The organism is Elioraea sp., from assembly GCF_022842375.1.
In the GTDB taxonomy this organism is placed as follows: Bacteria; Pseudomonadota; Alphaproteobacteria; order Acetobacterales; family Acetobacteraceae; genus Elioraea_A.
In genome coordinates this window covers 30,833-52,057 of sequence record NZ_JALHPR010000029.1, presented here as the reverse complement: position 1 = coordinate 52,057, position 21,225 = coordinate 30,833, and the positions used below count along the sequence as shown (strand labels likewise).

At 70.2% G+C, this 21,225-nt stretch carries 24 protein-coding genes; 5 read left to right on the top strand and 19 right to left on the bottom strand.

The window, feature by feature from the left end; genetic code table 11:
• Window positions 1-4: 4 nt before the first annotated feature.
• The gene (locus Q0C38_RS19450) at window positions 5-496 is read right to left on the bottom strand and encodes a DUF2244 domain-containing protein (RefSeq protein ID WP_291298786.1); all 492 of its coding nucleotides are present in this window, start codon (window positions 494-496) and stop codon (window positions 5-7) included.
• A 158-nt stretch (window positions 497-654) separates the two neighbouring features.
• On the opposite strand from Q0C38_RS19450, the gene nth reads away from it, so the two are divergent.
• Window positions 655-1,323: an endonuclease III gene (gene nth / locus Q0C38_RS19445; protein ID WP_291298793.1), complete on the top strand. Its 669-nt coding sequence runs from the start codon at window positions 655-657 to the stop codon at window positions 1,321-1,323.
• Here nth and Q0C38_RS19440 read toward each other — a convergent pair.
• Complete coding sequence (locus tag Q0C38_RS19440) at window positions 1,302-2,174, bottom strand: GyrI-like domain-containing protein (protein WP_291298785.1); 873 nt, start codon at window positions 2,172-2,174, stop codon at window positions 1,302-1,304. The two genes, nth and Q0C38_RS19440, sit on opposite strands and share 22 nt — an antisense overlap.
• A gap of 110 nt (window positions 2,175-2,284) precedes the next feature.
• Here Q0C38_RS19440 and Q0C38_RS19435 point away from each other — a divergent pair, with 110 nt between their 5' ends.
• Window positions 2,285-4,057, top strand: coding sequence for a leucine-rich repeat domain-containing protein (locus tag Q0C38_RS19435; protein WP_291298784.1), 1,773 nt, complete (start codon window positions 2,285-2,287; stop codon window positions 4,055-4,057).
• Here Q0C38_RS19435 and Q0C38_RS19430 read toward each other — a convergent pair.
• The 6 genes from Q0C38_RS19430 to Q0C38_RS19405 form a co-directional block, all read right to left on the bottom strand.
• Entirely contained in the window at window positions 4,015-5,001 is a 987-nt protein-coding gene (locus Q0C38_RS19430; protein WP_291298783.1) for a tripartite tricarboxylate transporter substrate binding protein, read from the bottom strand. The two genes, Q0C38_RS19435 and Q0C38_RS19430, sit on opposite strands and share 43 nt — an antisense overlap.
• A gap of 45 nt (window positions 5,002-5,046) precedes the next feature.
• Window positions 5,047-5,592, bottom strand: coding sequence for an MOSC domain-containing protein (locus Q0C38_RS19425; RefSeq protein WP_291298782.1), 546 nt, complete (start codon window positions 5,590-5,592; stop codon window positions 5,047-5,049).
• A complete protein-coding gene (gene aqpZ / locus Q0C38_RS19420) occupies window positions 5,589-6,302 on the bottom strand; it encodes an aquaporin Z (RefSeq protein ID WP_291298781.1) in 714 nt (237 codons plus the stop codon). Before aqpZ ends, Q0C38_RS19425 begins: the two co-directional genes overlap by 4 nt.
• Window positions 6,303-6,420: 118 nt before the next feature.
• Window positions 6,421-8,136 carry a methyltransferase domain-containing protein gene (locus tag Q0C38_RS19415; protein ID WP_291298780.1) on the bottom strand — a complete coding sequence of 572 codons (1,716 nt, stop codon included), beginning with the start codon at window positions 8,134-8,136 and terminating at the stop codon, window positions 6,421-6,423.
• 55 nt (window positions 8,137-8,191) lie between these two features.
• On the bottom strand, window positions 8,192-9,145 hold the full coding sequence (gene gshB, locus Q0C38_RS19410; protein ID WP_291298779.1) for a glutathione synthase: 954 nt from the start codon (window positions 9,143-9,145) through the stop codon (window positions 8,192-8,194).
• A gap of 84 nt (window positions 9,146-9,229) precedes the next feature.
• The gene (locus Q0C38_RS19405) at window positions 9,230-10,543 is read right to left on the bottom strand and encodes an FAD-dependent oxidoreductase (RefSeq protein WP_291298778.1); all 1,314 of its coding nucleotides are present in this window, start codon (window positions 10,541-10,543) and stop codon (window positions 9,230-9,232) included.
• 84 nt (window positions 10,544-10,627) lie between these two features.
• On the opposite strand from Q0C38_RS19405, the gene Q0C38_RS19400 reads away from it, so the two are divergent.
• Window positions 10,628-11,221 carry a TetR/AcrR family transcriptional regulator gene (locus Q0C38_RS19400; RefSeq protein WP_291298777.1) on the top strand — a complete coding sequence of 198 codons (594 nt, stop codon included), beginning with the start codon at window positions 10,628-10,630 and terminating at the stop codon, window positions 11,219-11,221.
• A gap of 110 nt (window positions 11,222-11,331) precedes the next feature.
• Here Q0C38_RS19400 and Q0C38_RS19395 read toward each other — a convergent pair whose 3' ends face one another.
• The 11 genes from Q0C38_RS19395 to hisB all read right to left on the bottom strand — a co-directional run bounded on the left by Q0C38_RS19395 (window position 11,332) and on the right by hisB (window position 19,124).
• Window positions 11,332-12,024 carry a PEP-CTERM sorting domain-containing protein gene (locus Q0C38_RS19395; protein WP_291298776.1) on the bottom strand — a complete coding sequence of 231 codons (693 nt, stop codon included), beginning with the start codon at window positions 12,022-12,024 and terminating at the stop codon, window positions 11,332-11,334.
• Between the two features lie 202 nt (window positions 12,025-12,226).
• On the bottom strand, window positions 12,227-13,060 hold the full coding sequence (locus Q0C38_RS19390) for a SirB1 family protein (protein WP_291298775.1): 834 nt from the start codon (window positions 13,058-13,060) through the stop codon (window positions 12,227-12,229).
• Window positions 13,057-13,830: a BON domain-containing protein gene (locus Q0C38_RS19385; protein ID WP_291298774.1), complete on the bottom strand. Its 774-nt coding sequence runs from the start codon at window positions 13,828-13,830 to the stop codon at window positions 13,057-13,059. Before Q0C38_RS19385 ends, Q0C38_RS19390 begins: the two co-directional genes overlap by 4 nt.
• A 169-nt stretch (window positions 13,831-13,999) precedes the next feature.
• Complete coding sequence (locus tag Q0C38_RS19380; RefSeq protein WP_291298773.1) at window positions 14,000-14,386, bottom strand: histidine triad nucleotide-binding protein; 387 nt, start codon at window positions 14,384-14,386, stop codon at window positions 14,000-14,002.
• A 78-nt stretch (window positions 14,387-14,464) separates the two neighbouring features.
• A complete protein-coding gene (locus Q0C38_RS19375; protein ID WP_291298772.1) occupies window positions 14,465-15,025 on the bottom strand; it encodes a phosphoribosyl-ATP diphosphatase in 561 nt (186 codons plus the stop codon).
• Window positions 15,026-15,028: 3 nt separating this feature from the next.
• Entirely contained in the window at window positions 15,029-15,802 is a 774-nt protein-coding gene (hisF, locus tag Q0C38_RS19370) for an imidazole glycerol phosphate synthase subunit HisF (RefSeq protein WP_291298771.1), read from the bottom strand.
• A gap of 206 nt (window positions 15,803-16,008) precedes the next feature.
• Window positions 16,009-16,734: a 1-(5-phosphoribosyl)-5-[(5-phosphoribosylamino)methylideneamino]imidazole-4-carboxamide isomerase gene (hisA, locus tag Q0C38_RS19365; RefSeq protein ID WP_291298770.1), complete on the bottom strand. Its 726-nt coding sequence runs from the start codon at window positions 16,732-16,734 to the stop codon at window positions 16,009-16,011.
• Between the two features lie 13 nt (window positions 16,735-16,747).
• Window positions 16,748-17,323 carry a GNAT family N-acetyltransferase gene (locus Q0C38_RS19360; protein WP_291298769.1) on the bottom strand — a complete coding sequence of 192 codons (576 nt, stop codon included), beginning with the start codon at window positions 17,321-17,323 and terminating at the stop codon, window positions 16,748-16,750.
• Between the two features lie 140 nt (window positions 17,324-17,463).
• Window positions 17,464-18,114 carry an imidazole glycerol phosphate synthase subunit HisH gene (gene hisH, locus Q0C38_RS19355; RefSeq protein ID WP_291298768.1) on the bottom strand — a complete coding sequence of 217 codons (651 nt, stop codon included), beginning with the start codon at window positions 18,112-18,114 and terminating at the stop codon, window positions 17,464-17,466.
• Window positions 18,115-18,118: 4 nt separating this feature from the next.
• On the bottom strand, window positions 18,119-18,496 hold the full coding sequence (locus Q0C38_RS19350; protein WP_291298767.1) for a DUF2628 domain-containing protein: 378 nt from the start codon (window positions 18,494-18,496) through the stop codon (window positions 18,119-18,121).
• A gap of 10 nt (window positions 18,497-18,506) precedes the next feature.
• Window positions 18,507-19,124, bottom strand: a complete 618-nt coding sequence (gene hisB / locus Q0C38_RS19345; RefSeq protein WP_291298792.1) for an imidazoleglycerol-phosphate dehydratase HisB — start codon at window positions 19,122-19,124, stop codon at window positions 18,507-18,509.
• 114 nt (window positions 19,125-19,238) lie between these two features.
• Here hisB and hslV point away from each other — a divergent pair, with 114 nt between their 5' ends.
• Window positions 19,239-19,799, top strand: coding sequence for an ATP-dependent protease subunit HslV (gene hslV / locus Q0C38_RS19340; RefSeq protein ID WP_291298766.1), 561 nt, complete (start codon window positions 19,239-19,241; stop codon window positions 19,797-19,799).
• An 83-nt stretch (window positions 19,800-19,882) separates the two neighbouring features.
• On the top strand, window positions 19,883-21,196 hold the full coding sequence (gene hslU, locus Q0C38_RS19335) for an ATP-dependent protease ATPase subunit HslU (RefSeq protein ID WP_291298765.1): 1,314 nt from the start codon (window positions 19,883-19,885) through the stop codon (window positions 21,194-21,196).
• Window positions 21,197-21,225: the final 29 nt, after the last annotated feature.

The window sequence follows — 21,225 nt, the reverse complement described above, 5'->3', positions numbered from 1 at the left end:
CCGCTCAGGGCGACGCAGGCGCACGCCACCGCGCCAGCGCCGCCTCGAGCGCGGTGACGAGCTCCGCCTGCTCGTCACGGGTCAGGAACGCGCCGATGGCCAGCGTGCGCCCGTGCGATGCAAGCTGCACATGCGCCGCGGCATCGCCCTCGGCGGGGCGGAGTGCTACGCGCAGCCACGCTGGCTGAAGCCGCCACGCGACGCGCCGCCCGGCGGCATCGACGCGCGTGACGGTCAACGCCTCGTCATCGAGCGTGAGCTCCTCGAGCCCGCGTCCCGCGCGCTGGTGCAGCCACAGCAGCAGCAGCGCGAGCCCGATCTCAACCCCGACGAAGCCCACGACGGGCCACGCGCCGAGCGCGAGGAACACCGCGCATGAGAGCGCGGCGAACGCGACCAGCACACCCGCCGCCCACGCGAAGCCACGCACGCCAAGGCTGCGCTGCGCCGTCAGCACCGCGTGGAACAGGGGCGCCTGGGTTCCCGCTTCTGCCATCATGACGACGATATGGCGCGGCCGCCCGCCTCGCCAAGCGCACAGCGTGTGGCCTTGCGCCCCCGCCAACGCCCGCGCATGTACGCGGCATGAGCGAGACGACGAAGAAACCCCGCACCCGCCCCACCAAGAGACCAGTGCGTCCGACCGCGCGCCGGATGGCAGCCGCCGACGTCGCCCCATTCATCGCGGCACTGGCCACCGCCAACCCGGCGCCGGAGACCGAGCTGGTCTACGCCGATGCGTTCCAGCTTCTCGTCGCCGTGGTTCTCTCGGCGCAGACGACGGATGCGGCGGTGAACAAGGCAACGCCCGCGCTGTTCAAGGCAGCCCCCACGCCGGCTGCCATGGCCGCCCTCGGCGAGGCCGGCATCGCGCCCTTCATCCGCTCCATCGGGCTCTGGCAGGCGAAGGCGAAGAATGTCGCGGCGCTGGCGGCACGCCTCGTCGCCGACCACGGCGGGGCAGTGCCTTCTGATCGCGCGGCGCTGGAAGCGCTACCGGGTGTCGGGCGGAAGACCGCGAACGTGGTGCTGAACGTCGCCTTCGGCGAGGCGACGATGGCGGTCGACACGCACATCTTCCGCCTCGGCAACCGCACCGGCCTCGCCCCGGGGCGGACGACGCGCGCGGTGGAGGATGGGCTCGTCGCGCGCATCCCGCCCCGGTACCTCCGCGACGCGCATCACTGGCTGATCCTGCACGGCCGCTACGTGTGCAAGGCGCGCACGCCGGAGTGCTGGCGCTGCGTGGCGCGGGAGTGGTGCCGCTACATCCGGAAAACTCCCGCGCCCGCCGAGAAGCCTCAGCCCCGCAACGGCAGGTAGACCGCGGTCAACCATTCCGGTGGCGGAAGTGTCTTGGGGTCGTTCAGGTAGTCCTCGAAGCAGGGGAAGTCGGCCGGCTCCTCGCCGCTCGCCGGCAGCCAGGTGCCGTAGAGCCAGCGATAGGCGCCTTCGAGTTCGGCATACGGCCCCTTGAAGGTGAACATCGCCGCCCGCGTGGCGGGGATGTCGAGCAGCGTGATGGGGCGCTCGACCGCCGTTCCCGCCGGGATGGTGAGGGCTGCGTCGGACCTCAGCTTCGACAGGGGAACGGCATCGGGCTCGTCGTGATAGACGCCGATGAACCGCGTCGCCTCCCCGATCAGCCCGCGCGCGCCGGCCCAGGCGGCGAGCCTGTCGAACACCGGGCCCATGTCCTGGTAGGCGCCGATGTGGCGCAGCGCAGCGCAATGCGCGCCGGGAAACCGGATGATGGAGACATCGTGCATCGTTCCGTCCTCGTTCGGTGTCACGTGGACCGGGGGGACGCCGATGCCGCCCGCGCGCCGATACGCTGCCGGACTGATCCCGTAGGCCGCCTTGAAGGCGCGGCCGAAGGCGGGAAGGCCAGCGTAGCCCGCCCGCTGCGCGATGCGCGCCAGCGGCAGCGCACCACGCACGAGCTCATGCGCGGCGCGGTGCAGCAGCAGCCGCCGCGTGGTGTCGGCGATGGTCTCGCCCATCGCGGCCGTCCAGATCCGGTGGAAGTGGAATGGCGAGAACGCGGCGACGGATGCGAGCGCCTCGAGGCCGGGTGGCGCATCGAGATTGTCGCCGAGATGGGCGAGCGCGCGCGAGAGACGCTCGGCGTGGCGCGTGGCGGTGGTTGCTGTGGTGACTGTGTCAGGCGGCATCGGTGTCCCTCCGGTGCCGCGCGTTATCGCGCGGGGCTTTGTGCTTGGGTTGCGGATGTGGGGCGAGATTTCTGTTGGCATCCTGCATCGTGTACCCGTGTACTTCGTCCATGGCCGACGATATCCGCAACCGCCCATCCCCATTGACGAGCCTGGACGCGGCCAAACAAGAAGCTGCGCGGGCGGTAATCGCAGCTGCGCCCCGCGAGCCCCATGCCCTCGACTTCGTCCTGAAGGGCGATCGCTTCGTTGTCGCCAAGGGCACCGCCGACGACATCGCCGCGGCGGCTGACCGACAGGTCATCGCCCGGCAGCAGACCGTTCGCGAAAAGCTTCATGACCTTGCGCAGGATATCGGCAACCGGCTGGACAACCAGGATGGTTGGAGGCCGCTACCGCGCCAGCTCCAACGCCTGCGCGAAGCCCTCGACGTTGCGGCAGACCAGCTGCCAGACCGCATTGGGCGCATCTACGACCTGTCGGCAAGCCTCGCGTCGTTCGTCGACCTCGACAACGACCTGACAGCCGATCCACTTGCGACGGAAAACCCGCTTCCACCCGACATCCGCAGAGCATTGCGCGATGCGGTGGCCACCCTCGCTGTCTGGGTGCGCAGCTTCCCCTCGGCCCGCGCGGCGGATGATGAGGCGGGCGCGTTCCTCAACCGGCCTGAGCGGTTCGAGACGGTGCGCGAGAACCTTCCCGCCACCCGCAAGATGATCGAGACGGCGCGGGACATCGGCGCCCTGTCGGATGATGACGCGGCGGATGCGTTGATCCCGGTCGAGACGGCGGAAAGCGCGCCGCGAGGCGGCGTTCAGGCAGAGAAGGCCGGGCACAGGGCGCTGGCGACCGGACGGAGCTTCCTCAAGGCATTCGCCGGTGCGGTGTTCGCCCTCAATCTCGGCGCGCTTGGCTCGGCGCTGGAGAGCCAGGTTCCTCTCTACGACCGCATCGTCGCGTTCGCCCTGCGCGTTCCCGACGAAACGGCGCGGATTGCTCGGACGATGCCGGCCGACCTGCGCGTCGCGGTGGAGGAAGGATTGCGGGGCGCGAGGGAGATTGCGGAGGGGGGCATGCTCCCCGTTCCGCTGACAGGGCCGTTGCCGAGACCGCCAGCAACACAACGCGCCGAACCGCCGCCGGACTTCGACCTCGACGAGGTGAAGCGCCTCATCGTCGCTGGCACGCCGCCGCCGAATGCGTGGGTGCCCTTCATCTTTGAGTTAGGTTTACGACACCCTCCTCTCACTGACCTCGCACCAGTCGCTGGGCTCGTCGCGCTCAGAAGGCTCGACCTTACCGGGAATGAGGTGAGCGACATCACACCGCTGACTCACCTCGCGGGCCTCCAGATACTTGGGCTTGGTGGAACACGGGTACGCGACATCGGAGCGTTAGCTCATCTCTCCGAGCTCCGAGAGCTCTGGCTCAACCAAACTCAGGCTGAAAACATCACGCCTCTAGCCCGGCTCTCTGCGCTAAGGACGCTGGACCTCTCTCTAACACTCGTCAGCGACATTGCGCCGCTCGCCGGACTTTCCGGCCTTCAAGCGCTACTCCTCGGCGGAACCCGGGTCAGCGATATCGCACCGCTCGCTGGCCTCGCCGCTCTTCAGTCGCTCAACCTGAGTGGGACCCAGGTCAGCGACATCGCACCGCTCGCTGGCCTCGCCAATCTCCGATCGCTCTCCCTGAGCGGAACCCAGGTCAGCGACTTTTCACCGCTTGCCAGCCTGAGCAAGCTCCTCAACCTCTTTGTCAGCGAGGTCGACGAGATCGCACTAGCGCCGCTTGCTCACCTGACCGAGCTTGAAATCAAACACATGGCTGAGCCCCCTCACCCACCCCCGATCCGCGCCTCGCGGCCGAGCCGGACGTAGAGCTCGTACTGCGCCTTCATGAACGCGGCCGTCTCGTCGCGGCCGAGCACACGGGGGATGTTGCCGATGCGCGCGTGGCCGGCGTTCCACTCGGCGTCGCCCTTCAATGCCGCGAGCGTCGTGTTCCATTTCGCGACCACATCATCCGGCAGGCCGGGGGGCCCGACCAGCGCGTTCCAGCCGACCAAATTCTCTAGAACCGGCATGCCCGCCTCGGCAGCCGTCTGCACGCCGGCGACACCGGGGAACGGGTCAGGCACCGTCACCATGATTGCGCGCATCGTGCCGGCACTCAGCCCGGGCGCGGCCTCGCTCATGTTGAAGGACGCGAATTGCACCTGGCCCGCGATCACCGCCGTCAACGTCTCGGCGCCGGAACGGAACGGGATCTCGACGGCTGCGTCCACCGGCAGGCCACCCGCCCAGAGGAACATCTTCGAGGCAAGCCCGATGAGCGAGAGAGGGCCCGAGGAGGAGTAGTTGAGGTGCCCCGGCCGCGCACGGATCGCGGCGAACAGGTCAGCCGCCGTCCGCCACGGCGCATCCGCCTTCACGCACACGCAGAGCGCATTCACGTCCGACAGGCCGACGATGCTGAACTCGTCCCACCGGTAGGGCGTGGTGCGCGGCTCGAGGGCGGGGCTGATCACAGCCGGCGCGCCGCGGCTCATCAGCATCGTATAGCCATCGGGCCGTGCGCGGCGGGCGAAATCGGTTCCCACCACGCCCGACCCGCCGACGCGGTTCTCCACCACGATGCTCTGGCCGAGATGCCTCGCCCCATGCGTGGCGAGAAGCCGCGCGCCAAGGTCAGTCGCCCCGCCGGCGCCGAAGCCGACGACGAGCGTGACGGGGCGTGACGGATAGGCCTGCGCATGGGCGCGCCCCGCGACAGGCGCGGCGGCGAGGCCGGCGAGTGCGGCGCGGCGGGTGATGATGGTCATCGTTGGTTCCTCCCGTGTTCGTTGCGGGAAGGATACGCAAGCCGGTCAGACGGGCGCCAGCGCCACGTGAGGGCCTTCCGGCAGCGTCACCGTGACGGCGTCGCCCGCGCGCACCACCCCGCCCGTCCGCACCACCGCCATCACGCCAGCCTTGCGGATGAGCGAGCCATCCGCCGCGCGGTCGAGCGTCGCTTCCATCAGCCCGTCAGCGAAACGGTCGAGCTGGTAACAGGGGTTGCGCAGGCCCGTGAGCTCCACCGTCGCGGCCTCGCCGAGGCGAAGCAGCGTGCCGGTGGGAAGGGCCAGCAGGTCGAGCCCGCGCGTGGTCACGTTCTCGCCGATGTCGCCAGGAGCCAGCGCGAAGCCCCTGGGCGCGAGCTCATCGAACAGCTCGGCGTGGATCAGGTGAACCTGGCGCAGGTTCGGCTGCGTCGGGTCGCGCGCGACGCGCGAGCGGTGCTTCACCGTCTCGCCCGCATGCGCGTCGCCGGCGACGCCCAGGCCAGCGACGAGCGTGATCTCGGTGGTTGGCCGCTTGCTGAAGCCGTGGCCGGGGGCTGCCGAAACCGCGAGGATGGTTCCGCCGCTCACCGCGTCTCGTCGGGCGACAGCACCTTGTACGTCACCCCCGCAAGCACGGCGCCGATCAGCGGGGCCACCCAGAACAGCCAGAGCTGCTGGATCGCCCAGCCGCCGACGAACAGCGCAGGGCCGGTCGAGCGCGCGGGGTTCACCGAGGTCTGCGTCACCGGGATGCTGATGAGGTGGATGAGGGTGAGGCAGAGGCCGATGGCGAGCGGCGCGAAGCCCGCCGGCGCCTTGCCGTGGGTGGCGCCGAGGATGACGAACAGGAAGAAGAACGTCATCACGATCTCGGTCACGAGGCCGGCGGTGAGGCTGTACTTGCCGATGCTGTGCTCGCCGAAGCCGTTGGCGCCGAAGCCGCGCGCGATCTCGAACCCTTCGCGGCCGGAGGCGATGACATAGAGGATGCCGGCCGCGGCGATCGCGCCGGCGACCTGGGCGACGATGTAGCCCGGCGCCTCCGACGCCTTGAACCGCCCGGCCACGACGAGGCCGACCGTGACGGCAGGGTTCAGGTGGCAGCCGGAGATGTGGCCGATCGCATAGGCCATGGTGATGACGGTGAGCCCGAAGGCGATCGAGACGCCGAGCAGCCCGATGCCAACGGTCGCGAACTGTGCGGCGATCACCGCGGAGCCGACGCCGCCGAGCACGAGCCAGAGCGTGCCGAGGAACTCGGCGGTGAGTTTGGCCTGCATGATGATGTCCCCCGTCACGCACCTGATGGGCCAACCCTAGTCCCGCGCGGCAGGGGTGATCAACAGGCCGACCCATGACCGTTCCGGGCGAGCAGGCATGCGTTCGAGGGCAGCGTCCGCGCAGCACCCTCGCCGGTCAGGGCGCGCTCGCCATGCCGCGCCACTCGGGCAGCAGGGTATCCTGGTGGAGGCGGAGCCTGCGGAACTCCAGCGCGGCAAAGACCTCTTCCGGGTCCGGATCGGTGCGTTTCGCGACGGGCAGGCTGGTGCGGACCTCCTCGGCGAAACGAACCCGCAGCGCGTCGTCGTTGCGGTAGGCGTCTGCCCACCAGTCGAGGATGGCGGAGCGTGCGGACGCCAGCGCGGGGGCGGTCACCAGCCTCTCGCGCTTGCTCTTCTGGTTCACAGCACGCGATGTCGGCAGCAGGTTCCAGAGGTCGTTGCACGACCAGGCCGACCAGGGGAGGCAATGGTCGATGTCGAGCGTCCCGGCGCTGAGCGCGCGGCCGCTCCAGACGCAGTGCACCGTGCCGCCCGCAGCAAGCCGCCGCAGCGTGAGGTCGCGGACAAGGCGCGTATCACGCTCCGGCTCGACCCAGCGCAGCGCGGCCATGACCTCGCCGGCGTTGATGCTTCGGCCGGCCTTCTCCGCGTAGCCGAGCGTGAGCCGCACCCATTCGGCGACGAGCATCGGCTCGATCCAGGCACTCATCCGCAGCAGCGCGTGCCAGACGGGAAGCGGCACGCGCGTCACGCCGTAGGTCCAGAGCGGCTCCTCGGTCACGGCAAAGGCAGCGCCACGCGCGGGGACGCCTCCAAATGCCGTCGGGAACACGGGCGTGTCGTTGGCGTAGGTGAGGTGTGTCGCCGGCATCTGGGCGATCGTGCGGGCGGCATCGGCGAGGGCGCGGCGCATCGCATCGCCGGCCTCGCCTGGGAACACGGCACCCGGACGAAGCTCGTACGCAGCAACCGGCCCCAGGGCGCGGAACGGCTCGCGCGCGGACGAGGGCGCGGCACCCGACCGCTCCGGCATCTGTGGCAGCCCTCGTTCCAGCAGCGGCTTGAACATCCTGAGCCAGTAGAGGGCGACGAGGCCGAGCGGCAGTTCGACGCAGTCATCGGCATCGCGCGCGACGTTGGGCGACACGTCGGCGATCCGCGCGATCGCGCGCAGCAACGCGAGCTTGTAGGTGGCCGCCTTCTCCTGCCGCAGGATCACGCCGCGGAGCAGGGGCAATGCGCTGCCTCCATCGTCCGGCAGGTCGAGGATGACGGTCTGCCAGCGCACGCCGGGCCGGCGCTGGAGGTCGTCACGACGCTCGGTCGCGACGCGGAGCGACAGGCCGAATTCGAGGCCGAGCCGTTCGACCTCGTGCGCGTCGACAGGCCACATCGGGCGATCATCCGGCGCTGGGCCGTGGCGCAGCGTGATCACCATGCGGCCGCCCGGCTTCAGCAGCGTCGCGAGCTTGCGCATCGCGCGCTGGCGGTCGTCCGGCGGCACGTGCATCCACACGCCGCTGAGCCAGACCACGTCGAAGGCGAGGCCGAGCCGGTGCACGGCCGACAACGCCGGCAGCCGGTCATCGAACCATCGGATCTGGCCGGAGGGGTGCAGCATCGCGCCGCCCTGCCGCATCGCGCCGGCAGGCTCGACGGCGATCACCTCGGCACCACGCTCGGCGAACCAGGCGGCATCGCGGCCGCTGCCGGCGCCGACGTCGAGAACGAGGCCGGGGCGCTCGGGCAGGAACGGAACGGCATCGGCATGGATCTGCGCGAAGCCGAAGGCCTCGTAGGCCTCGGTGAATTCGCGAAAGCCGCGATTGTAGGGGCCGACCGTATCCACCACAGGCGTGACTATACCCTGCGGCGTCCTTGGATGGTGATGCCCGTTCCTGCGCCTAGCCCATCCCCACCCGCGCCTCGATCGCATCCCAGATGTCGGCTTCGAGGTTCACGCCGTCGAAGCGCGCGATCTCCTGGAGCCCCGTGGGCGAGGTCACGTTGATTTCGGTCAGGTAATCACCGATCACGTCGATGCCGACGAAGATCATCCCGCGCTCCTTCAACGCCGGCCCGATCGCGCGGCAGATCTCGCGCTCGCGGTCGGTCAACGTCGTGGGCTCGGGGCGGCCGCCGACATGCATGTTGCTGCGGCTCTCGCCGGCCGCGGGAACGCGGTTCAGCGCGCCGAGCGCAACACCGTCGACCAGGATGATGCGCTTGTCGCCGGCCCGCACCTCGGGCACGTAGCGCTGGATCACCAGGGGCTCGCGCGATCGTTCCGTGAACAGTTCAAGCAGCGCGTTGAGGTTGGTGTCATCCGGCTTCACGTGGAACACGCCCGCCCCGCCATTGCCGAACAGCGGCTTGAGGATGATGTCGCCATGCTCGCGGCGGAAGGCGCTGATCTGCGCCGGGTCTGCCGTGATGAGGGTGGGGGGCATCAGCTCGGGGAAGTGCGTCACGAACAGCTTCTCGGGCGCGTTGCGCACCGAAGCGGGGTCGTTCACCACCAGCGTTCGCGGGTGGATGTGCTCGAGGATGTGGGTGGCCGTGATGTAGGCCATGTCGAAGGGCGGGTCCTGGCGCATCAGCACCACGTCCATCGTGCCGACGTCGATCTCCTCCCACGCCCCGAAGGTGTAGTGGTTGCCGTGCTCGCGGCGGAGCGTCATCGGCCGGGCGCGGGCGAGAACGCGGCCGCCCGACAGCGCGAGGTGCCGCGGCAGGTAATGCCATATCCGATGCCCGCGCGACTGTGCCTCGAGCCCGAGGACGAAGGAGCTGTCGGCGTCGATGTTGATGCTCTCGATCGGATCCATCTGGATCGCGACGGCGAGTGAACGGGCCATGGCTTCCCCCGGGCTCAATTGCGGCGGCGCGACCTTGGCCGCGCGCGGCGGCCCGCGCAAGCGGGAGGCCTCAGGCGCGAGGCCTCAGGCGGCGAGCAGCGCACCCTGCCGCGCACGCGGCGCGCCGCCGAGCTTGCCGAGCACGCGCGCGGCCGCCGCCTCGCCTGAGGCGATCGCGCCTTCGACGAAGCCGGGGAAGTCGGCCGCGAGGTCGGTGCCGGCAAACACGATGGGGCCGTCGAGCCGCGTCAACGCCGCCTCGGCGCCGGAGGGAGCGCCAGCGGCACGGTGCCCGGAGTAGCCGCCGCCGAGCGTCGGGTGGTCGAGCCAAAGCCGCTCATCGCAGGACAGCAGCGGCGGCGCGGCCACGCCGAACCCCTCGGCCGCCGCCGCGGCGATGCGGGAGATGCGTGCCTCCGCCGGCAGTGCTGCGAGTTCCCGCGCAAGCGGACCGCCGGCGAGCGCGGTGAGGGTCCCGCCTTCGCCGGTCGACGTGTCGCCGAACCAGAGGCCCGGCAGCGCGGCGGAGCGGAGGTTCCCCGCGAACCCGCCATAGCGCCAGAACGGCTCGGCGTAGCGGAGCGCGAGCTTGATCACTGCGCCCTCGCGGAACCCGGCCAGCGCCGCGCGGGCTTCTGCCGGCAGGCTTGGCGGGGCGAGGCGCGCGGCGCGCGCCATCGGCACGGCGAGCACCACTGCGGCGGCGACGAGCGTGCCGCGCGGCGTGTGCACCTGGACCGTGCCGGTCCCTTCGCCGAGGCCGAGCACGGGGGTGCCGAGGCGCGGCGCGCTCCGCAGCGACGCTGCCAGCGCCGCGGCGAGGCCACCGAAGCCTTCGCGGAGGAAGAATTCCACGTCGTCACGGTCGCTGCCGTATCGCGCGTCGCCCTCGGCCGCCCAGGCAGCCGACACGTCCTCCGGGGCAGCGCAGCAGAGTTCCGCGATGGCGGAACGGATGACGGAGCGACCGAGCGGAGAGAGGCGTTCCGCGCCGACGAGATCGGCGAGCGAGGCCGCGTCGTCGACGCGGCCGGCCCCGGCGATCACGGCAGCCTCGAACGCCTCAGCCTCGGCGAGGGCAAGCCGCACCTGCGCGTGGCCGGCCCCGGGGGCGTGCACCGCCGAGCGTCCGCCGACGGGAGCGGCGACGAGGCCGAGCCCGAAGCGCCTGGCCAGCCCAAGCACGCGCCGCATGTCGCCGTTGATGAACTGCGCGCCGGCATCCCAGGCGCTGCCGTCAGCCCCGATGACCGTTTCCGCCCGCCCCCCGGGCCGTTCGAGCGCCTCGAGAAGGGCTGTCCGGCAACCGGCGGCCTCGAGGGCCTGCGTCGCGGCCAGGCCGGCGAAACCGGCACCGACGACCACGACGTCGAGAGGGGCAGACACAGGGATCTCCATCAGGTTGATGTTCGAGAGATGCTATTGAACAACCGCTCAATTGAACATACGCTCAAATTGGGGACCGGGTCAATCGGAGAGGCGATGAGCGTGCGCAAGCCTGCCGGCGACAGGCGGGAGGAGATCCTGGAGGCGGCCTGCGCGGCCATCCTGCAGAACGGGCTGGAGGCCTGGACGACGCGGGACGTCACGACGCGCCTCGGCCTCTCCGTCGGCATCCTGTTTCACTATTTCCCGTCGGCCCGCGCGCTGCGCGCCGCCGCGTTCCTTCGGATCGCCGAGCGTGACCTCGCCTCGGCCTTCGTCATGGATGAGGGGATCGGCGCGGCGGAGACGCTGCGGCGCTTCCTGGCCGATGTGCTGACGGATGCGACCGACGATACCTGGCGCACCTGGTTCGATGCCTGGACGGTGGCGCGTGACGACCCTGCCATCGCCGAGGCGTGCGCGGCGCAGATGCTCGCCTGGCAGACGCGGCTGTCGGCGCTGGTCGCCCGCGGCGTCGCTGCGGGCGAGATGCGCTGCGCCGATCCCGCCGGCGCGGCGCGGCGGCTTTCGGCACTGATCGACGGGCTTGCGGGGCAGATGCTGCCGCCGTTCTCGCGCGTCACACCAGAGGATGCGACGGCCGACCTGTTCGCGCTCGCCGCCGCCGAGGGGCTGCTGCCGGCCGGCTGAGCGCGGCCGCGCCGGGGTGAGGGGCGGTACTGTGCCGCCGGACGCCGCCGCAGAAAAGCGAAGGGCGGCCCGAAGGCCGCCCTTTTCCGGCAGGCTGAAGGCGGATCGCGTCAGGCGCGGCGGCGGCGGGCAGCAGCGCCGAGGCCGAGCAGCCCCATGCCGAGCAGCGCGAGAGACGCAGGCTCGGGAACCGGAACGCCCGTCAGGAACTCGAAGGCTTCCTGGGTGGCGGTGAAGCGGATCGTGTCGAAGGCGGTGTCGCTGGTCAGCGTCACCGCGATGTTGGTCGTCCCGGGAACGACGGGCCCGCCAGGTGCCGCGCCACCGGCGGCCGCGATGATCTGGCTGCCGGTGACCGACTCGCCAAGCACGCTGATCGTGACGCGGTTGTAGGTGGCACCCGTGTCAGCCGAACCCCAGAGCAGGTTGAACGTCGTTACGGCGGTGGGGAGCTTCAGCTCGACATAGCCGCTGTTGGCGCGGGCATTGAAGTACCACTCGTTCGTCGCCGCGCCGCCAGCGCTGCGCAGCGGCGAGCGGGTGACGCCGCCGACATCACCGACATAGATGCCTGAGTTGCCCGTGAACGTCGCCACGACGCCGCTACCGGTGTTGAACGGGCTCGTCGCGCCCGCGACCTTGCCGGCGGTCCCGCCGGAGCCGAGGCTCTCGAGCGTGAAGGGCACGTTCGTGGCAGTCGGGTTCGGCACGATCGACGCGCTGATCGAGATCGCAGCGTTCGCCGCGAAAGAGACCGTCGTCGCGAAGGCGCCGGCCAGCGCAATGGTACGAATGAAGCTCATCAGGTGTCCCCCCAGTCACAATATGTTGGCACTCACCAACTCGTGTGGGCGCTGCACACTCCGTGCCAAACCTCAGTGCGTTGATTCGGCGTCAAATTCTTTGCAGGGGATCGCCGCTGTAAGGAAATCCGACAGGGTGCCACGGGGTTCGGTGGGAAGCAGCCCCGAAGCTGTCAGTGATTCCGACACGTCAGATCCGGACTCAGTTCATCTGGCGCCTGAGCCGCGCCAGGGCCTCGCCGGCTTCGGCACTGCCGAAGCCGCGCAGCCGCTCCCACGCATTGATGGCAGCGCGCTTCTGGCCCGCACGCTCCGCCAGCAGCGCCGCCTCGCGCCAAAGCGGCGCTGAATAGGGCGCCAGCAGCAGCATGTCCTCCGCCGCCGCAAGGGCCGTGTCGAGCGCGCCGGCGGCGACCCGCCGCAAACGGATGTTGTTCTGGAGCCTGAGCAGGACCTGGCGCGCCGTCATCGGCCGCAGATGGTCGGGCCCAAGCCTTGCGGCCGGCCCGGCCACGCGGGCGAGCAGGGCGGCGAGCTCATCCTCCTCCCGGATCGTACCGGAATCGAACACATCGATCACCACGCTTTCCCCATGGCCACTTTCCCCGTGGCCGCCGATGCCGAGGAGGAAGTGCCCGGGGAAGTCGATGCCCCAGGCATCGAAGCCGGCAGCCGCGGCCGTGTGCAGCCAGATGATTCCAAGGGCCACGGGCAGGCCACGGCGACGCTCGACCACGCTGATGAGGTTGGCATTGGCCGGGTCGTCATAGGTGTCGCGGTCGCCGGTATAGCCGTGGCCGCCGCAGACCAGTCCCCTCAGCGCGAGCGCGCGCTCCTCCGCCCCGCGATTGCCGGCGAGCGTTGCCCCAGCGCGGATGAGTTGGGCGAGGTGCGCGCGCACGGGGGCGATGGGTGCGTCGGGCCGGTCGATGATGGCGAAGGCCAGGGCTGCCTCGGCGATGTCGAGCCCATCGTCATCGGCCGTGCCAAGCCTGGCGAGCACGGCACGCGCGTCGTCCTTCGCGGCATCGCTCATCGCAGCGGCGGCAAAGGCTCGGCGGTCACGGCGGCGCCTACGGCCCTTGGCGCCGCGGCGGCGTAGCTGGTGGGCGCATGGCTGGTCGGGCCAGGGGTGGTGGAAGCAGGGGTTGTGGAAGCTGGGGGGAGGGCCGAGGGGGCCACGCTGCGGCGGGCGGCGTGCTTCGGGGGAAGCGGCTCGGTGCGCAGCCTGACGGCGGTGACGACATCGCGCACCCCGCCGGTGCGCTTCACGCGCGACACGACGCGGTCAAGCTCTGCCTGGTCGCGCGCGACGCCGGAAATGAACACCGTGCCGGCGATCGTGTCGAAGGCGTAGTTCACCGCGTTCACGTCGGAGGCGAAGGTGAGCTCCGCCCGCAGCTTCGTGGTGATCCAGCGGTCGGATGCAGCGGTGCCGAGGCCGGGCTCACGGTCGACGCGGATGTGATTGGTCACCGATCGCACGCCCTCGACGCCGGCGGCGATCGTCTCCGCCCGCTTGGCGGTCTCGCGATAGGTGACGCTGCCGGTCAGGACGACCATTCCGTCATGGATGGAGGTGCTCACCTTGCGGAAGATGGCCGGGTCGTCCTTCAGCCAGGCGTCGTTGATGCTGAGTGCGATCGAATTGTCCTCGATCCCGCCACCGAGGCCGCGTTCCTGCATCGCCATCGTCCCGCCCGTGGCGCCTGCGGTGAGTGCCACGCCGAGCGGCGTGATGAGCGGCGCACAGCCTGGGGCGGCGAGCGCGAGCAGCAGGAGCAGGGAGGCGGAACCGGCACGCATGCCGCACAGTCTGCCCAGCCTGGGTGTTGTTTATCAAGCAACTGCCCAGCCAGGCTCAACGCCTGCGCGAACACGTTGCCGTTTGGCCACAGGTCTGGTCGCCCCCAGATCTGATCGCCCCAGGTCTGGTCGCCCCAGATCTGGTCGCCCCAGCGACGGCGGATCCCGTTCACCCCTCCCCGCTCGGCACCATCCGCCCGAGCGGGCGGCCGCCGAACAGGTGCACATGGAAATGCGGCACTTCCTGGTGGCCATGCACGCCCATGTTGGTGAGCACGCGGTAGCCGGAGAGCTCGAGCGTCAGCTCCTTCGCCACCGACGCGACCAGGCGCCAGAACCCGGCGATCTCGGCGTCGGACGCCGTGGCGGCGAAATCGGCCAGCGAGACATAGGCGCGCTTCGGCACCACGAGCACGTGCACCGGCGCCTGGGGTGCGATGTCGTGGAAGGCAAGCGCGTGCTCGGTTTCCGCGACTTTCTTCGCGGGGATTTCACCGCGGAGGATGCGGGCGAAGATGTTGGCGGGGTCATAGGGCGGCAGGCCGGAGACGGGCATGGCAAACCTCTCGGGGCGAACCTCGGCGGTGGCGGATGCCGGAGTGTGCACCGCCCGGGTTCCAGAGAGGAAGATCGTCTACCAGAGCTTCGACGTGCGCACCGCCGGGCCGCGACGGGCGATGGCGCGGAGCTTCAGGGCGCGCGCGCGCGCCGCCTTCTCGGCGATGCCGCTGATCGCCTCGCGCCGCTCGAGCTCGGCCCACACTTCCTCGGGGCGGATGCCGGCATCAACCCAGACGACCATGAGGTGATAGAGCATATCGGCACTTTCGCCGATCAGCGCCGCGCGGTTGCCGAGGGTCGCCTCGATCACCGCCTCCACCGCCTCCTCGCCAAGCTTCTGCGCCACCTTCGCCGTGCCGCGCGAGAGCAGGCGGGCGGAATGCGACACATCCGGGTCGGCGTCGCGGCGGGACATGACGGTGGCCCAGAGCCTGTCGAGGATCAGACCATCAGGCCCGGGCATCGGCGGCGGCACCGGCGCCTTCACGGGAAGCTGGTTGGCCTGCGCCTTGGCGGCCTTCTTCGGTGGCTTCTTCGCGGAATTCTTCGACGGTTTCTTGGAGGATGCCTTCGAGGAATTCTTCTGGGCCTTGTTCGCCGGCTTCTTCGCCGGCTTCTTCACGGGCTTGGCCATCGCTCAGGCCACCTCGGCCACGTGGCGGACGGGAAGCCCGGCACGCGCCACCGCCGCCTTCGCATCGGCGATCGAGAACTGGCCGAAATGGAACACGCTCGCCGCGAGCAGCCCTGTCGCGCCGGCCTTGGCACCGTCGGCAAAATCCTCGACGCGGCCGACACCGCCCGAGGCGATCACCGGCACCGGCACCGCATCGGCCACCGAGCGGGTGAGGTCGAGGTCGAAGCCCTTGCCCGTTCCGTCACGATCCATCGAGGTGAGCAGGATCTCGCCCGCACCGAGATCGGCCACGCGCGCGGCCCATTCGACGGCGTCGATCCCCGTCGGCTTCCGCCCGCCATGGGTGTAGACCTCGAACCCGCGCCCATCCGCCCGGCGCCGCGCATCGATCGCGACGACGACGCACTGGCTGCCGCATTTGTCGGCGGCCTCGGCGATGAGCAGGGGGCGGGCGACGGCGGCGGAGTTCACGCTCACCTTGTCCGCCCCGGCGAGGAGCAGCGCGCGGAAATCCCCCACCTCGCGCACCCCGCCGCCGACGGTGAGCGGCATGAACACCTGCTCGGCCGTGCGCGAGACGATGTCGAGGATGGTGCCGCGGTTCTCGTGGCTCGCGGTGATGTCGAGGAAGCAGAGCTCGTCCGCCCCGGCGGCGTCGTAGAGGCGTGCCTGCTCGACCGGGTCGCCCGCATCGCGCAGATCGACGAAGTTGATGCCCTTGACGACGCGCCCGTCCTTCACGTCGAGGCAGGGAATGATCCGCACGGTCAACATTCTGCTGGCAACATCCCGCTGTCGCTTGCGTCTCCGGAGCCCGCGCAACACAGGGATGGTTGGGCGGGGCGGTTGCTATGCGCTGGCAGTGTCCGCGCCGCAAACGAAAAAACAGTAACAGTGGGATGCAGGGCGGTGCGGTCGTCCGGCTGTCACGACAAATTCGCGATACGTCCGGATGGCGCCGATGGGTGGAAGCAGCGGTCCTATGCCGCCGCGGCGATCGCCTCGTCCGGCGTGATGCGCCCGTCATAGAGCGCGCGGCCGAGGATCACACCCGCGATCCCGGCCGGCGAGGCACGCACCGCGCGCACATCGTCCACCGAGGCCAAGCCACCCGAGGCGATCACCGGGATCGGCACCGCGCGCGCCATCGCCTCGGTCGCTGCGATGTTGAGCCCGGCCAGCATCCCGTCCCGCCCGATATCGGTGAAGACGATCGCCGCGGCCCCCGCATCCCGGTACATCGCGGCAAGGTCCAGCGCCGAGACGCTGCCGGCCTCTGCCCAGCCCTCGGTCGCGACCATGCCGTCGCGCGCGTCGATGCCGAGCACGATGCGGCCGGGGAACAGTCGGCAGGCCTCGCGCGTCAGCCCAGGGTTCTTCGCCGCCGCCGAGCCGAGGATGACGCGCGCGACCCCCTCGCCCAGCCAGGCCTCGATGCCGGCGAGGTCGCGGATGCCGCCGCCCAACTGCACCGGGATCGTGACGGCGCCGAGGATGGCGCGGACCGCCCCGGTGTTGCGGCTCTCGCCCGCGAAGGCGCCATCAAGGTCCACCACATGCAGCCAGCCGAAGCCCGCTGCCTGCCAGGCCCGCGCCTGGGCGGCCGGGTCGTCGGCGTACACCGTCGCCTGGTCCATGTCGCCGCGCTTCAGCCGCACGCATTGCCCGCCCTTGAGGTCGATCGCGGGGAAGAGGGTGAGCGTCATCTGAAGGGGGGCATCAGCCGCGCGGCTTCCGGCCCGGCTTGGCTTCGAGCAGCTTGTGGTAGAAATGCCCGGCGATCACCGTCCCGCCCACATGCGCATAGGCCGGGTGGGTGCCCCAGCGCACGAAGCCCAGCCCCTCGAATAGCGCGATCGCGCCCGTCTGCGTCTCGCGCACGTCGAGGTTCAGGACCTTGTAGCCGAGTGCGCGGGCGCCTTCCTCGACGCGGCCGATCAGCATCCGCGCAAGCCCGAAGCCGCGGGCATAGGGGGCGATGAAGAAATGCATCAGGGTCGCGGCGAAGGCCTGCGCCTCGTTGTTCCGCGGCGGGCGCACGAGCTGGGCCGAGCCCACGATCGCGCCGTCGAGCCTGGCGACGAACAGCTCACGCTCGGGCACCAGGATCACGCCGCGCCAGTAGCGGGCCAGCACCTCGCGCGGCTGTGGCTTCACCCAGCCGAAGCCGCCGCCATCCATGATCGCGGCGGCGGAGGCCTCGCACAGCTCCGCCAGCGCCTCGTCCGTCAACGCCGTCAGGCGCTCGACAGCAAGCGTCGGCGTATGGGCGGGCGCGGCGACGGCCCGCTCCACGGCGCCCAATCGTTCGGCGCCCAATCGTTCGGCGCCCAGCCTTTCGGCGCCCAGCCTTTCGGCGCGCGGTATGTCCGCGTCCATGTTTCCTCCTCCTCGGCGCGCCCTGCTCCCGCGCTCCCCGCCGGCCCCCGGGCCGGTCACGGCGACCAGCGGAGGAAGTTGGCGAGGATGCGCAAGCCGACGGCCTGGCTCTTCTCCGGGTGGAACTGCACCCCAGCGACATTCGCCCGTGCCACCGCCGCGGTGACCGCCCCGCCATAGTCTGTCGTGGCGATCACGTCCTCGGCGCTGGCGGCACGCAGCGCGTACGAATGCACAAAGTACACATGGTCACCTTGCCGAAGCCCTTCCAGGAGGGGGTGGGCACGTCCTGACCAGGAAAGCCCGTTCCACCCCATCTGCGGGATCGGCAGGTGGCCCGGGTTGCCGCCCCAGAGTTCGTCGAGCCGCATCACGTCGCCGCCGATCCAGCCGAAGCCCTGGTGGGCGCCATGCTCCAGCCCGCGATCGGCCAGAAGCTGCATGCCGACGCAGATGCCAAGGAAGGGAACGCCGCGCCGCCGCACCGCATCGGCCAGCACCTCCAGCATGCCGGGAACGGCGGAAAGCCCCCGCATACACTCGGCGAAGGCCCCCTGGCCCGGCAGCACGATGCGGGCGGCCCGCGCCACCACGGCGGCATCGGACGTGACGACCACGTCGGTCGAGGCACCGCCAACAGCCGCCAGCGCCTTGGCCGCGCTGCGGAGGTTGCCGCTGCCGTAGTCGATCACCGCGACGGTCGGCACCGCCCTAGGCCGCCTTCACCCAGGCCAGAAGCTCGGGCCGGGCCGTGTAGAGGCGGGCAAGTGCGGCGTCCTCTCCCCCCTCGGTCGCGACGACGCCAATGGTCCGCCACCCGCGGCGGGCGAGCGTCCAGCGCCGGAGGTCGCGCGCGTGCCAGCCGATGAGGAGTTGGCCTGCCAGCACGATCGGCACCGTCACCGCTTCGGGCAGCGAGGCGGTCAGCACGCCGAAGATCGTCCAGAACGCCACGTAGAGGATGAGGACGAGCCACATCCTGTTCCACAGGAACCAGGGTGCCGCGAACAGGAAGGCCCAGAAGGAGAACCCCTCCTTCACCAGCAGCGGCGGCGAGACGCCCTTGGCATGCACGGTCCAGATTTTCATGGCCAGATTCTCACAGGACCCCCTTTGTGGAGGGAACCGCTCCCGCAAGCCTCTGGTCGATCGCCACGGCCATGCGAAGGGCGCGGGCGAGCGCCTTGAAGCAGGCCTCGGCAATGTGGTGGCTGTTCTCGCCCGCCTTCAGCGTCACGTGCAGGGTGATCCCGGCATTCGTCGCGAAGGCACGGAACCACTCGGGGAACAGCTCGGTGTCCATCTCGCCGACCTTCTGGGTCGGGAACGCGACCGACCACGCCAGGAACGGACGGCCCGAGATATCGATCGCGGCTTCGGCCAGCGCCTCGTCCATCGGCACCAGCGCCTGGCCGTAGCGGGCGATGCCCCGCTTCTCGCCGAGCGCCTTCGCCACCGCCTGGCCGAGGACGATGCCCACGTCCTCCGCCGTGTGGTGGAAGTCGATATGCAGGTCGCCCTCCGCCTTCAGCGCGATGTCGAGAAGCCCGTGGCGGGCAAGCGCGGTGAGCATGTGGTCGAGGAAGCCGATGCCGGTGGCGATCTCCGCCCGGCCGGACCCGTCGAGGTCCACCGTGGCGATGATGCGCGTCTCCGACGTCGCGCGGCTGATTTCGGCGCGGCGGGCGGGGGCAGGGGCGGATGAGGAGGATGGCATGGCGGTCATGCGCGCCTTCTACGCCTCAGCGGGGGGTGGGGGCAAATCCCCTGCGGGGGGCTGGGCAAACCCCCTTCCTTGCCGCAACCGCATCCCTGCGCCATCTAGAGGGCCATGGACGAACATCGGAGGCCGGGCGATCCCGGCTGGCACGGCACCACCATCCTCTGCGTGCGCAAGGACGGGACGGTCGCCATGGCGGGCGATGGCCAGGTAAGCCTTGGCCAGACCGTCGTGAAAGGAAACGCTCGCAAGGTGCGCCGCATCGGCGGCGGCGCGGTGCTCGCCGGCTTCGCCGGCGCGACGGCGGATGCGTTCACCCTGCTGGAACGCCTCGAAGCCAAGCTCGAACGCTTTCCCGGGCAGCTCGAACGCGCCTGCGTCGACCTCGCCAAGGACTGGCGGACGGACCGCTACCTCCGCCGCCTCGAAGCCATGATGGCGGTGGCCGACAAGGGACGCAGCTTCATCCTCACCGGCAACGGCGACGTGCTGGAACCCGAGCATGGCGTCATCGGCATCGGCTCGGGCGGGAACTACGCACTCGCGGCGGCCCGCGCGCTGGTCGACCAACCGGGGGTGGATGCCGAAACCGTGGTGCGGCGGGCCATGGCCATCGCAGGCGATATCTGCGTCTACACCAACGGACAGCTGACGATCGAAATCATCGAATAGATGGGGGAGGGCAGCGCCCTCCCCCATACCCCCAGGCACGAGGGTCGCCCTCCCGCTGGTCGGGCGACGCGGAGAGTTCAACCATGACCAACCTTTCTCCTCGCGAAACGGTCAGCGAGCTTGACCGCTTCATCGTCGGACAGAACGACGCCAAGCGCGCGGTGGCCATCGCACTCCGCAACCGCTGGCGGCGACAGCAGCTGCCGGAAGACCTGCGCGCGGAAGTGCTGCCGAAGAACATCCTGATGATCGGGCCGACAGGCTGCGGCAAGACCGAGATCGCCCGGCGGCTGGCACGGCTGGCACAGGCGCCGTTCCTCAAGGTGGAAGCGACCAAGTACACCGAGGTCGGCTATGTCGGGCGTGACGTCGAAAGCATGATCCGCGACCTCGTCGAGATCTCCTTCACCATGACGCGCGACCGGCTCCGCAAGGAAGTCGCGGCGAAGGCAGAGCTCGCGGCCGAGGAACGACTCGTCACCGCGTTGGTCGGCGAAGGTGCGTCGGCCGAGACGCGCATGAAGTTCCGCCGCCTGCTGCGCGAACAGAAGATCGAGGACAAGGAAATCGAGATCCAGGTGACGGAAGCCCCGCCTGGCATGCCGATCGGGCAGATGGACATCCCCGGCATGCCGCCAGGGCAGATGGGCAACATCGGCGAGATGATGTCGAAGATGTTCGGCAACCGGACCCGGCCCCGGCGGATGACGGTGGCCGAAGCCCGCGGCGTGCTCGCGCAGGACGAGAGCGACAGGCTGCTCGACGCCGAGCGCGTGAAGAACGAGGCGATCGCGGCCGTCGAGAACCAGGGCATCGTCTTCATCGACGAGATCGACAAGGTGTGCGCGCGGAGCGAAGGCGGCTTCAAGGGGGCGGACGTGTCACGCGAGGGCGTGCAGCGTGACCTCCTGCCGCTGATCGAGGGCACGACGGTCGCGACCAAGCACGGCCCGGTGAAGACCGACCATGTGCTGTTCATCGCCTCCGGCGCCTTCCACCTCGCCAAGCCATCCGACCTGCTGCCCGAGCTCCAGGGCCGCCTGCCGATCAGGGTCGAGCTGAAGCCGCTGTCGCGCGACGATCTCAAGCGCATCCTCACCGAGCCGGAGGCGTCGCTGCTCAAGCAGTACCGCGCGCTGATGGGGACCGAGGGCGTGGACCTCATCTTCGCCGAGGACGCGATCGACGCGCTGGCCGACCTTGCGGCCGACATCAATGACCGCGTGGAGAACATCGGCGCGCGGCGGCTGCACACCGTGCTCGAGAAGCTGCTCGAGGAGATCAGCTTCACCGCGGCCGACCGCCCGCACGAGACCATCACGGTCGACAGGGCATACGTGCATACGCGCGTGGCCCCGCTTGCGGCGAACGCCGACCTGTCGCGCTTCATCCTGTGACCGCGCTCTCTTGATTCCCTGCAGTCGCG